This is a genomic window from Pseudomonas sp. AN-B15 (genome assembly GCF_019056475.1).
Taxonomy (GTDB): Bacteria; Pseudomonadota; Gammaproteobacteria; order Pseudomonadales; family Pseudomonadaceae; genus Aquipseudomonas; species Aquipseudomonas parakoreensis.
In genome coordinates this window covers 482,093-495,313 of the sequence record NZ_CP049737.1, presented here as the reverse complement: position 1 = coordinate 495,313, position 13,221 = coordinate 482,093, and the positions used below count along the sequence as shown (strand labels likewise).

Below are 13,221 nucleotides of genomic sequence, written 5' to 3'. Positions count from 1 at the left end.
TTTGGAGTGAAGGGAATGACTCAGTTTCACCGCATCGCCGCCCTGCTGGCCCTGGCCTTGGCCTTGGTGCTCGGCGGCTGCACCAGCAAACCGGTTTACAACGCCAAGGAAGAATTTTCGCCCAACCTCGGTTTCACCCAGGCGCAGATGAGCCGCGCCATCGTCACCGCGCTCAACGACCGCCAGTGGGTGGTACAGTCGGTTCGCCCGGGCATGATCAAAGCGGCGATCACGGTACGCGGCCGCCACCACGCCGAGGTCGACATCCCGTTCAGCCCGACCTCGTTTGAAATCGACTACCGCAGCAGCTACGGCCTCGACGCCAAGGACGGCAAGATCCACGGCAACTACAACCGCTGGGTCAACCGCCTGCGCGACAACGTGCTCAAGGAACTGTCGATCAACCCGGACATCGAGTTCGTCAACGACCTGGGCATCGTCAAGCAAGGCGCCGACGAGCCGACCTACCTGAGCTTTCGCGAGGGCGTCAAACGCGCCACCGACGCCGGCCTGCTCGACGGCAGCGTGAAGTTCTACCTGGCCGGCGAAACCCTGCCAAAACAGGTGCGCAAACTCGACACCGTGAGCAGCAGCCGCAAAACCAACGGCTCGAACAAATCCGACACTGACGCCTGCTTCTGGGCCCTGCAATCAGCCCTCGCCACCCTGCAGAACGCCGCGAAAAAAGCCGACGCCAACGCGGTGATCAACATCGCCAGCGTCGACCAGCGCGACCTGTACAAGGACACCGAAAAATTCCAGTGCCGCGCCGGCCTGGTGGTGTCGAGCGTAGCGTTGCGTGGGGATCTGGCGCACGTTGATTGACTGAGTGAATCCAATCCTGTGGCGAGGGGATTCATCCCCGATGGGTCGCGTAGCGGCCCCGAAACCTGAGAACCCGGAGCATCAGGCATACCGAGTTCACTGGTTTTACGACGGCTGCGCCGCCGATCGGGAATAAATCCCCTCGCCACAAGGTGTTGTCTCCATTTCTGCATCTACACTCGCTCAACAGGCCCTCATTCAACGCCTGCCGGAACGGCGAGCCCCCATCGATCAAGCACTCGCGGTTCTCTTTCACCGTCAAGGAGATGACCATGCAAGTGAAAGCTCTGATCGCCGCCACGCTCCTCGGGCTATTGCCCAGCGCCAGCCACGCCACCAACCTGATGTACATGCCGTTCGAAACCGTGCTTTCGGATGCGATTCGCGCCGGACGGCTGGATGGCAGTGTGAAGTTTTATCTGATCGGCAACGGGCCGCAGGGCACGCAGCAGTTGTTGCGCCGGGATGTGGTCAGTGATTTGCGCACCAACGGCTTCAACAAGAGCGATCACGATTCCTGCGAGTGGGTGCTGCAGTCGAACCTGATCAAGTTGCAGGCCGACGCCAAGCGGGTCGGGGCGAATGCGGTGGTCAATATCGTCAGCTATTACGACCAGCATGTGCGCAAGGATTTGAATACCTATGAGTGTCGGGCCGGGGTGTTTGTGACGCGGGTGGCGTTGAAGGGGGATCTGGTGCGGTTGCCCTGAAATATGCGGTGTTCGGGCGAGCGTCTTCGCGAGCAGGCTCGCTCCCACCTTGCAATGCGTTGCCCTGGGGGAGCGAGCCTGCTCGCGATTTTATTGCGCAGCAATCAAGCGTTTGAAGGTTCGACTTTACGCGTCAGCAGTTCGACAAACGCCTTGGCCATCGGCGATTTCTGATCCTTGCGCTGAACCAGCCACACCGCCGACACCGCCTCCGGATCGAGCAGCGGTCGATAGACCACGCCGTCGATGCGCATCCGCTGGTAGGACGCCGGCAATACCGAAACCCCAAGCCCCGCTGCGACCAATCCGATGATGGTCATCGCCTCACCGGCCTCCTGGGCAAAATGCGGGCTGAACCCGGCATCGCGGGCCAGACTGAGCAGTTGCGCATACAGCCCGCTGCCGTAGCTGCGCGGAAAGAACACGAACGGCTCCAGCGCCAGCGCCGAGAGAAACAGCCCCTCTTCACTGCCTTGGGCCAGCGGATGCTTGGAGCTGAGCACCGCCACCAAGGGCTCGCGCATCAGCTCAACCACGCTCAGCGAATCCGGCAAACCCAGCGGACGCATGATGCCGACTTCGATCGATTCATCCACCAGCGCGTCCGCGACCATGGTGCTGCTCATCTCCCGCAGGTTCAGGTGCACTGCCGGGAAACGCTGACGAAAGGAAAAAATCGCTTGGGGAATGGTCGAGTTGAACGGCGCTGACGAGGTGAAGCCAATTTTCAATTCGCCCAGTTCACCGAGTTGCGCACGCCGGGCGACGTCCGCCGCTTTGTCGACCTGCGCCAGCACCAGCCGCGCCTCCTCCAGAAACAATCGGCCGGCCTCGCTCAACTCGACCCGACGATTGGTGCGTTCGAACAACCGCGCGCCGACCTCTTGCTCCAGCGCCTGAATCTGCTGGCTCAGCGGTGGCTGAGAGATCCCCAGCACCTGTGCGGCGCGGCCGAAATGCAGTTCTTCGGCGACGGCGATGAAGTAGCGCAGATGACGCAATTCCATGGACACCCCATTAGGTCGTTAAAGCTATCAAACAGGTCGAACAATATATTGGATAGAAACATTAGCCAGCTATATGATTTTTTCATTGCCTGCCTGGCCGTGCCCTCCGAGGTCTGATGTGAAAACCGCCGCCCCTCTTGCCCATGAAGTTCCGCCTGCCGCGGCGGACGATGTGATCGCCGAGCTGCAGGAGATCTACATCGAAAAAGGCACGCCGATGTTCATGCGCACAGTGCTCGCGCTGTTCAGTGGCGGCTTCGCGACCTTCGCTTTGCTGTATTGCGTGCAGCCGATGATGCCGCTGCTGTCCCACGAGTATGGAATCAACGCGGCGCAGAGCAGCCTGATTCTGTCGGTGGCGACCGGCATGCTGGCCTTCGGTCTGCTGATCACCGGGCCGATCTCCGACCGCGTCGGGCGCAAACCGGTGATGGTCGCGGCACTGTTCGCCGCCGCGTTGTGCACGATCGCCAGTTCGATGATGCCGAGCTGGCACGGCGTGCTGATCATGCGTGCGCTGATCGGGCTGTCGCTGAGCGGCCTGGCGGCGGTGGCGATGACCTATCTGAGCGAAGAGATCCACCCGCAGCACATCGGCCTGGCGATGGGCCTGTACATCGGCGGCAACGCGATTGGCGGGATGAGCGGACGCTTGATTACCGGGGTGTTGATCGACTTCGTCAACTGGCACACGGCGATGCTGGTGATCGGCGGCCTGGCGTTGGTCGCGGCAGCGGTGTTCTGGAAGATCCTCCCCGAATCGCGCAACTTCCGCTCACGCTCGCTGCACCCACGCAGCCTGCTCGACGGCTTCACCATGCACTTTCGCGATGCCGGCCTGCCGCTGCTGTTTCTTGAAGCCTTTGTGCTGATGGGCGCGTTCGTCACTCTGTTCAACTACATCGGCTATCGCCTGCTGACGGCGCCGTACAACCTCGATCAGGTGTTCGTCGGCTTGCTGTCGGTGGTGTACCTGTCGGGCATCTACAGTTCGGCCAAAATCGGTTCGCTGGCGGACAAACTGGGGCGCCGTAAAGTGCTGTGGGCAACCATCGCACTGATGTTCGCCGGCCTTGCGCTCACGATGTTCACACCGCTGTTGTTGGTGATCATCGGCATGCTGATCTTCACGTTCGGCTTCTTCGGCGCGCACTCGGTGGCGAGCAGCTGGATCGGCCGGCGCGCGACCAAGGCCAAGGGCCAGGCGTCGTCGTTGTACCTGTTCAGTTATTACGCAGGCTCCAGCATTGCCGGGACGGCGGGTGGGGTGTTCTGGCATTTGGGCGGCTGGAATGGCATCGGCCTGTTTATTGGTGCGCTGTTGCTGGTGGCACTGCTGGTGGCGTTGAAACTGGCGAAGTTGCCGCCACTTGGTGGTGTGAAAGCTTAAAAGCAAAAGATCGCAGCCTGCGGCAGCTCCTACAGGGAAACGCGAATCCCAATGTAGGAGCTGCCGCAGGCTGCGATCCTTTGATCTTGTACAAAAACGCCCGGCATTGGCCGGGCGTTTTTTATTGGGCGTCGATCACTCGTGATACTGCGCTGACAACTCGTGCACCGCACGCAGGAACGCGCCCGCATGCTCCGGATCGACCTCTGGGGTGATGCCGTGGCCGAGGTTGAACACGTGGCCGCTGCCCTTGCCGTAGCTGGCCAGAATGCGCCCGACTTCGGTGCGGATCGCTTCCGGTTTGGCGTAGAGCACGGTCGGGTCCATGTTGCCTTGCAGCGCCACCTTGTCGCCAACACGGGCGCGGGCGTTGCCGATGTCGCAGGTCCAGTCCAGGCCCAGTGCGTCGGCGCCGGCCTCGGCGATGCTTTCCAGCCACAGGCCGCCGTTCTTGGTGAAGAGGATCACCGGCACCTTGCGCCCGTCGTGTTCGCGAATCAGGCCGCTGACGATTTTCTTCATGTAGGCCAGGGAGAATTCCTGATACGCCGCCGCCGACAGGTTGCCACCCCAGGTATCGAAGATCTGCACCGCTTGCGCGCCGGCCTGGATCTGGCCGTTGAGGTAACTGGTGACCGACTGCGCGAGTTTATCCAGCAGCAGGTGCATGGCTTGCGGGTTGTCGTAGAGCATCGCCTTGGTTTTGCGGAAGTCTTTCGACGAGCCGCCTTCGACCATGTAGGTCGCCAAGGTCCACGGGCTGCCGGAGAAGCCGATCAGCGGCACACGGCCGTTCAGCTCGCGGCGGATGGTGCTGACCGCGTCCATCACATAGCCGAGATCCTTGTGTGGATCAGGGATCGGCAACGCTTCGATGTCGGCCAGGGTGCTGACGACTTTCTTGAAGCGCGGGCCTTCACCGGTCTCGAAGTACAGGCCCTGGCCCATGGCATCGGGAATGGTGAGGATGTCGGAAAACAGGATCGCCGCGTCCAGTTGCGGGTAGCGGTCGAGCGGTTGCATCGTGACTTCGCAAGCGAATTCCGGATTCATGCACAGGCTCATGAAATCACCGGCCTGGGCACGGCTGGCGCGGTATTCAGGCAGGTAGCGGCCGGCCTGGCGCATCATCCACACCGGGGTGACGTCAACGGGTTGCTTGAGCAGGGCGCGGAGGAAACGGTCGTTCTTCAGGGCAGTCATGTCGGCATCCGGAAAAAAAGTGCGGGCATTTTCTCAGAGCGCGACGCAAAAGGCACGGATGCAGGTCAGCCTTTTGTCTATCGGGTCAATTTATTGCGTTGGAATGCAAATTTTTGCAGTAACACAAAGCACTGTGGGAGCTGGCTTGCCAGCGATGCAGACACCTCGTTTTGTCAGATTGACCGAGGTGATGCTATCGCTGGCAAGCCAGCTCCCACAGGTATTGCATTCCAATATTGGAAGTTGATCAGACGCCCAGGTAATCGAGGATCCCTTCAGCAGCATTGCGCCCTTCGAAGATCGCCGTCACCACCAGGTCGGAACCGCGCACCATGTCGCCACCGGCGAAGATTTTCGGGTTGCTGGTCTGGTGCTTGTACTGACCCTGCTCAGGCGCAACGACGCGGCCCTGGCTGTCGGTCTGGATTTCGAACTGTTCGAACCACGGTGCCGGGCTTGGACGGAAACCGAAGGCGATGACCACGGCGTCGGCCGGGATGATCTCTTCGGAGCCTGGAATCGGCTCGGGGCTGCGGCGGCCACGGGCGTCCGGTTCGCCGAGACGGGTCTCGACCACCTTCACACCTTCGACCTTGTCTTCACCGACGATCGCGATCGGCTGACGGTTGTAGAGGAATTTCACGCCTTCTTCCTTGGCGTTCTTCACCTCTTTGCGCGAGCCGGGCATGTTCGCTTCGTCACGACGATAGGCGCAAGTCACCGACTTGGCGCCTTGGCGGATCGAGGTGCGGTTGCAGTCCATCGCCGTGTCGCCACCACCGAGCACCACAACCTTCTTGCCTTTCATGTCGACGAAATCTTCCGGCGACTTTTCAAAGCCCAGGTTGCGGTTGACGTTGGCGATCAGGAAGTCCAGCGCGTCGTAGACGCCCGGCAGATCCTCACCGGCAAAGCCGCCCTTCATGTAGGTGTAGGTGCCCATGCCCATGAATACGGCATCGTATTCGGCGAGCAGTTGCTCCATGGTCACGTCCTTGCCGACCTCGGTGTTGAGGCGGAACTCGATGCCCATGCCGGTGAAGACTTCGCGGCGATTGCTCAGCACGGTCTTCTCAAGCTTGAACTCGGGAATGCCGAAGGTCAGCAGACCACCGATTTCCGGGTTCTTGTCGAACACCACCGGGGTCACGCCGCCACGCACCAGCACGTCAGCACAACCCAGACCCGCCGGGCCTGCACCGATGATCGCGACACGCTTGCCGGTCGGCTTGACCTTGGACATGTCCGGGCGCCAGCCCATGGCGAACGCGGTGTCGGTGATGTACTTCTCGACCGAACCGATGGTCACCGCGCCGAAACCGTCGTTGAGGGTGCAGGCACCCTCGCACAGACGATCCTGCGGACAGACCCGGCCGCAGACTTCCGGCAGGGTGTTGGTCTGGTGCGACAATTCGGCGGCCTGGAGGATGTTGCCCTCGGCCACCAGCTTCAGCCAGTTGGGAATGAAGTTGTGCACCGGGCACTTCCATTCGCAATACGGGTTGCCGCAACCCAGGCAGCGGTGGGCCTGGTCGGCCGACTGCTGGGGTTTGAACGGTTCGTAGATCTCGACGAACTCTTTCTTGCGTTGACGCAACAGTTTCTTCTTCGGATCCTTGCGCCCGACATCGATGAACTGGAAGTCGTTATTCAGACGTTCAGCCATTGTTAAAACCTCATCAAACTCTTCAGGCGCATATCACTGCGGGTTGGCACGAGTGCTGGAAAGCAACGATTTCAGGTTGGCAGCCTTAGGCTTGACCAGCCAGAAACGACGCAGGTAGTCATCAAGGTTCTCGGCGAGTTCACGACCCCACTCGCTCTCGGTTTCCTTGACGTACTCGTTCAGCACGTTCTGCAAGTGGCTGCGGTAGGCTTCCATCGCCTCGCCGCTGATCCGCTGGATTTCCACCAGTTCGTGGTTGACCCGGTCAACGAAGGTGTTGTCCTGGTCGAGCACGTAGGCGAAACCACCGGTCATGCCAGAGCCGAAGTTGTAACCGGTCTTGCCCAGGACGCAGACGAAACCACCGGTCATGTACTCGCAGCAGTGATCGCCAGTGCCTTCCACAACCGTGTGGGCACCGGAGTTACGCACGGCAAAACGCTCGCCTGCGGTGCCGGCAGCGAACAGCTTGCCGCCGGTGGCGCCGTACAGGCAGGTGTTGCCGATGATGGCGCTGTTCTGAGTCTGATAGACGCTGCCCTTCGGCGGCACGATGACCAGTTTGCCGCCGGTCATGCCTTTGCCGACGTAGTCGTTGGCGTCGCCTTCCAGGTACATGTTCAGACCGCCGGCGTTCCACACGCCGAAGCTCTGACCGGCCGTCCCTTTGAAGCGGAAGGTGATCGGCGCATGGGCCATGCCCTGATTGCCGTGCTTGCGCGCGATTTCGCCGGAGATCCGCGCACCGATCGAACGGTCGCAGTTGCAGATGTCCAGATCGAACTCGGCGCCGCTGAGGTCATTGATCGCCGACGTCGCCATGTCGACCATTTTCTCGGCCAGCAGGCCCTGGTCGAATGGCGGGTTGCGCTCAACGCCGCAGAATTGCGGTTTGTCCGCCGGGATGTGATCGCTGCCCAGCAGGGGGGTCAGATCCAGGTGATGCTGCTTGGCGGTCTGGCCTTCGAGGACCTCCAGCAGATCGGTGCGACCGATCAGCTCTTCGAGCGAGCGCACGCCGAGCTTGGCCAGCCACTCACGGGTTTCTTCGGCGACGTAGGTGAAGAAGTTCACCACCATGTCGACGGTGCCGATGTAGTGATCCTTGCGCAGCTTCTCGTTCTGGGTCGCGACGCCGGTGGCGCAGTTGTTCAGGTGGCAGATACGCAGGTATTTGCAGCCCAGCGCGATCATCGGCGCAGTACCGAAGCCGAAGCTTTCGGCGCCGAGGATCGCGGCCTTGATCACGTCGAGGCCGGTTTTCAGGCCACCGTCGGTCTGCACCCGGACTTTGCCGCGCAGGTCGTTGCCGCGCAGGGTCTGGTGGGTTTCAGCCAGGCCGAGTTCCCACGGAGCGCCCGCGTATTTGATCGAGGTCAGTGGCGAAGCACCGGTACCACCGTCGTAGCCGGAGATGGTGATCAAGTCCGCGTAGGCCTTGGCCACACCGGCGGCGATGGTGCCGACGCCTGCTTCCGCTACCAGTTTCACCGAGACCAGCGCCTTCGGGTTAACCTGTTTCAGGTCAAAGATCAGTTGCGACAAGTCTTCGATCGAGTAGATGTCGTGGTGCGGCGGTGGCGAAATCAGGGTCACGCCCGGCACTGCATAACGCAGCTTGGCGATCAGCCCGTTAACCTTACCGCCCGGCAGTTGCCCGCCCTCGCCCGGTTTGGCGCCCTGAGCCACCTTGATCTGCAGCACTTCGGCGTTGACCAGGTATTCCGGAGTGACACCGAAACGGCCGGTCGCGACCTGCTTGATTTTCGAGCTCTTGATGGTGCCGTAGCGCGCCGGGTCTTCGCCGCCTTCGCCGGAGTTGGAACGCGCACCGAGGCGGTTCATGGCTTCGGCCAGGGCTTCGTGAGCTTCCGGCGACAGGGCGCCCAGCGAGATACCGGCGGAGTCGAAGCGCTTGAGCACCGACTCCAGCGGTTCGACTTCACTGATGTCCAGCGGCGTATCGAGGGTCTTGACCTTGAACAGGTCACGGATCATCGACACCGGACGGTTGTCCACCAGCGAGGTGTATTCCTTGAACTTGGCGTAGTCGCCCTGCTGCACAGCGGCTTGCAAGGTGTTGACCACGTCCGGGTTGTACGCGTGATATTCGCCACCGTGGACGAACTTCAGCAGACCACCCTGCTGGATCGGCTTGCGCGGACTCCAGGCTTCGGTGGCCAGTGCTTTCTGCTCGGCTTCGATGTCGACGAAACGCGCACCCTTGATGCGGCTCGGCACGCCACGGAAGCTCAGCTCGCACACTTCTTCGGACAGACCGATGGCTTCGAACAGCTGTGCACCGCGATAGGACGCGATGGTCGAGATGCCCATCTTCGACAGGATCTTCAACAGACCTTTGGTGATGCCCTTGCGGTAGTTCTTGAACACCTCGTAGAGGTCACCCAGCACTTCACCGGTACGGATCAGGTCGCCCAGCACTTCGTAGGCCAGGAACGGATAGACCGCCGAGGCGCCGAAACCGATCAACACCGCAAAGTGATGCGGATCGCGGGCGGTCGCGGTTTCCACGAGGATGTTGGAGTCGCAGCGCAGGCCTTTTTCGGTCAGGCGGTGGTGCACCGCGCCGGTGGCCAGCGAAGCGTGGATCGGCAGCTTGCCCGGAGCAATATGGCGGTCACTCAGGACGATCTGGGTACGCCCGGCACGCACGGCTTCTTCAGCCTGATCGGCAACGTTGCGGATCGCCGCTTCGAGGCCGACGCTTTCGTCGTAGTTGAGGTCGATGATCTGCCGCTCGAAACCCGGGCGGTCGAGGTTCATCAGCGAGCGCCACTTGGCCGGCGAGATCACTGGCGAGCTGAGGATCACGCGCGAGGCGTGCTCCGGCGATTCCTGGAAGATGTTGCGCTCCGCACCGAGGCAGATTTCCAGCGACATCACGATCGCTTCACGCAGCGGGTCGATCGGCGGGTTGGTGACCTGCGCGAACTGCTGGCGGAAATAGTCGTACGGCGTGCGCACGCGCTGCGACAGCACGGCCATCGGCGTGTCGTCGCCCATCGAACCCACGGCTTCGTAGCCCTGTTCGCCAAGCGGACGCAGCACCTGATCACGCTCTTCGAACGTGACCTGATACATCTTCATGTATTGCTTGAGCTGATCGACGTCGTAGAACGCCGAACCGTGGTCGTTGTCTTCCATGGTCGCCTGGATGCGCAGAGCGTTCTTGCGCAGCCATTGCTTGTACGGATGACGGGACTTCAGACGGTTGTCGATCGCGTCGGTGTCAAGGATCTGCCCGGTTTCGGTGTCCACGGCGAGGATCTGGCCCGGGCCGACACGGCCCTTGGCGATCACGTCTTGCGGCTGGTAATTCCAGACGCCGATTTCCGACGCAACGGTGATGAAGCCGTTGGTGGTGGTGACCCAGCGCGCCGGACGCAGACCGTTACGGTCGAGCAGGCACACCGCGTAACGACCGTCGGTCATTACCACGCCAGCCGGACCGTCCCACGGCTCCATGTGCATCGAGTTGTACTCGTAGAACGCTCGCAGATCCGGGTCCATGGTTTCAACGTTCTGCCACGCTGGCGGAATGATCATCCGCACGCCACGGAACAGGTCGATGCCACCGGTGACCATCAGTTCGAGCATGTTGTCCATGCTCGAGGAGTCGGAACCGACACGGTTGACCAGCGGCCCGAGTTCTTCCAGATCCATCAGATCGTTGGTGAACTTGGTCCGACGGGCCTGCGCCCAGTTGCGGTTACCGGTAATGGTGTTGATCTCGCCGTTGTGCGCGAGGAAGCGGAATGGCTGGGCCAGCGGCCATTTCGGCAGGGTGTTGGTGGAGAAGCGCTGGTGGAACACGCAGATTGCGGTTTGCAGGCGCTGGTCACCCAGGTCCGGATAGAACGCGGCCAGGTCGGCCGGCATCATCAAACCTTTATAGATGATGGTCTTGTGCGAAAAGCTGCAGATGTAGTGGTCGGTGTCGGCGGCGTTGGCCACCGACGAGCGACGACGGGCGCTGAACAGCTTGACCGCCATGTCCTGATCGCTCAGGCCTTCACCGCCGATGTACACCTGCTCGATTTGCGGCAGACGCTCAAGGGCCAGGCGGCCGAGGACGCTGGTGTCGATCGGCACTTTGCGCCAGCCGATCAGTTGCAGGCCTTCAGCGAGGATCTCGCGGTTCATGTTCTCGCGAGCGGCTTCGGCCTTGGCCGGATCCTGATTGAAGAAGACCATGCCCACGGCATATTGCTTGGGCAGCTCGACGCTGAAGTTTTCCTGGGCCATCGCCCGCAGGAACGCGTCAGGCTTTTGAATCAGCAGACCGCAACCGTCACCGGTCTTGCCGTCGGCATTAATCCCACCGCGGTGGGTCATGCAGGTCAGGGCCTCGATGGCCGTTTGCAAAAGGGTATGACTGGGCTCGCCCTGCATATGGGCTATCAGGCCGAAACCGCAGTTATCCTTGAATTCATCTGGTTGGTACAGACCTGCTTTCATAGACACTTTCTCACCAGGCTGCCTCTTTACGAGGCAAATTTCTTTTCAATTCAACCACTTGCTTGCCGCGCCGAACGTACGCCGGCTTTGCGGGGGCAAAAGGGTGGTCATTGTACACAGCGACACAGACGCTCACAAATTTGACGACGAAATGTCGCAAATTCATGTCGCATTTGTGAAAGGTTTAAAGCGATCTGCTGTGCTAGTCAAAACTTTTTTTAATTCTGACTGCAACGACTCAAAGACTACTGTGACGCAGACACCACAAGGCACGCGACCCGTAGGGGCGGCGCGCACTTGTAGAAATTTTGAGGTGCTTGGAGAGGCGGCCTGGGTAAGGCCGCCGAATCTTCAGCGAGTTGTTGCCAGTTCCTGTTGGACGCTGGCGACAGTGCGAGGCCAAGGTTTACCAGCCTGAACCTTCGCTGGCAAGGCCTTGATGGCAGAAACGGCTGCATCACGATTGGCGAAGTTGCCGTAGGTGATCACGTAGAGCGGCTTGCCGTTGAGGACTTTCTTGAAATAACGGTACTCGCCGCCCTGCTCCTTGACGAAGTTCTGCGCGGTCGCTTCGGAGCTGGTGCCGAGGATCTGCACCACATAGTTGCTGGTCGGCTGACCGGCGTACCAGCTGCCACCGGCAGCCTTGGCCACGGTAACCGGCTTCTCGGCCGGTTTGGCGGCAGCAACAGGCTTGGCCGGCGCCGGGGCCGGTTTGGCCGCTGGCGCTGCCGGAGCAGGCTTGGCGGTGGCGACCTGAGTCGGTGCCGGGGTCGGCTTGGCCGCCGGAACAGGTACTGGCGTCGGCGCTGGACCGGCCGGAACACCTGCCGGTGGTGCGGAAGTCGTTACGGTTGGCGGCGTCGCGCTGGAACCTTCGACCGGCACGCCATCGTCACCTTCGGTGATGCCGCCCGCGGCCTCAGCCAACGGGCCGCGCATCACCGGCTGCGAGTTGCCGACCAGCGGCAGCGGCATCGGCTGGGTATTGCCGGCGAACTCGACGTTCGGCGCGCCACCCTTGGCGCCTTGGCCCAACGGCAGTTGTGCCTGTTCGTTGGCAGGTGCGCCGGTGGTTGGTGCCTTGTTGCGACCCGGCATCAGCCAGGCGGCGGCAACCGCGACCACAACGACGGCGGAAATCGCCAATACGTGTTTCTTCGGCATGTTGAACCCCATACTTGGACGCTTGACCGCAGAGCGGCTGGCAATCATGACTTCGATCAGTGCATCGCGAGCGACCTGGTTGATGTTGCCAGGCCAACCCTCCGAGCTTTCGTGAATCTCAGAGATCTGATCCGCGGTGAAAAGTTCGACACCCCGGCCCGCACCTTCGAGCCGTTGGTCGAGATATTCGCGGGTCTCTTCTTCGGTGTACGGCTGCAATTCGATGACGTGGAAGCGCTCTTCCTCGAGGTGCAAGGCCTCGAGCTGCGCGATCAGCGACGATTCACCGAACAGGAACACGTGCGGACGCCCTTCCGGTGCACCGGCACCCAGCGCCATCAGCGCTTCGAGCGCAGATTCGTCGAGCTGCTCGGCGTCATCCACCAACAGATAGACTTCCTGCCCGGTCAGCGCCAACTGCACCACTTGCGCCAGAATCGCGCCGACCTCGGCCTGCCCAACATCCAGCGCCTGAGCAACCTGACGCAGCACGCCGGCGGCATCGCCCGCTCCACGGGCCGTTACCACAACGCTTTGCACCGATTGCTTGTTGGTGCTGGCTACCAGCGCCTGGCGCAGCAGGGTCTTGCCGCTGCCTTGCGGGCCAGTGACCACCAGCAGCAACTGGCTGTAACGCGCCAGATGGTGCAGTTGCCCCAGCACCGGCTTGCGCTGGGCCGGGAAGAATTTGAAGCCCGGCACCCGCGGCGCGAAAGGGTCGTGACTTAACTGGAAATGGCCGAGGAACGCCTCGTCGGCATGCAAACTAGTCAT

8 protein-coding genes are annotated in these 13,221 nt (G+C 61.4%); 3 read left to right on the top strand and 5 right to left on the bottom strand.

All coding sequences use genetic code 11. The annotated features are described in order from the left end of the window. The first annotated feature begins 15 nt into the window (after positions 1-15). Together GTQ41_RS02210 and GTQ41_RS02205 are read left to right on the top strand one after the other, a co-directional pair. Positions 16-825, top strand: a complete 810-nt coding sequence (locus tag GTQ41_RS02210) for a hypothetical protein (protein WP_041074895.1) — start codon at positions 16-18, stop codon at positions 823-825. 272 nt (positions 826-1,097) lie between these two features. Further along, on the top strand, positions 1,098-1,535 hold the full coding sequence (locus GTQ41_RS02205) for a hypothetical protein (protein WP_003220915.1): 438 nt from the start codon (positions 1,098-1,100) through the stop codon (positions 1,533-1,535). Positions 1,536-1,639: 104 nt separating this feature from the next. On the opposite strand, the gene GTQ41_RS02200 is transcribed toward GTQ41_RS02205, so the two are convergent. Next, on the bottom strand, positions 1,640-2,542 hold the full coding sequence (locus GTQ41_RS02200; protein WP_095667742.1) for a LysR family transcriptional regulator: 903 nt from the start codon (positions 2,540-2,542) through the stop codon (positions 1,640-1,642). A 118-nt stretch (positions 2,543-2,660) separates the two neighbouring features. Here GTQ41_RS02200 and GTQ41_RS02195 point away from each other — a divergent pair, with 118 nt between their 5' ends. Further along, entirely contained in the window at positions 2,661-3,932 is a 1,272-nt protein-coding gene (locus GTQ41_RS02195; RefSeq protein ID WP_047290898.1) for an MFS transporter, read from the top strand. Positions 3,933-4,067: 135 nt separating this feature from the next. Here GTQ41_RS02195 and hemE read toward each other — a convergent pair whose 3' ends face one another. From hemE to GTQ41_RS02175, 4 genes are all read right to left on the bottom strand, one after another. After that, entirely contained in the window at positions 4,068-5,135 is a 1,068-nt protein-coding gene (hemE, locus tag GTQ41_RS02190; protein ID WP_047290897.1) for a uroporphyrinogen decarboxylase, read from the bottom strand. Between the two features lie 247 nt (positions 5,136-5,382). Next, a complete protein-coding gene (locus GTQ41_RS02185) occupies positions 5,383-6,801 on the bottom strand; it encodes an FAD-dependent oxidoreductase (protein ID WP_007909438.1) in 1,419 nt (472 codons plus the stop codon). Positions 6,802-6,834: 33 nt separating this feature from the next. Then, a complete protein-coding gene (gene gltB, locus GTQ41_RS02180; RefSeq protein ID WP_047290896.1) occupies positions 6,835-11,280 on the bottom strand; it encodes a glutamate synthase large subunit in 4,446 nt (1,481 codons plus the stop codon). 351 nt (positions 11,281-11,631) lie between these two features. After that, complete coding sequence (locus tag GTQ41_RS02175) at positions 11,632-13,221, bottom strand: AAA family ATPase (protein ID WP_047290895.1); 1,590 nt, start codon at positions 13,219-13,221, stop codon at positions 11,632-11,634.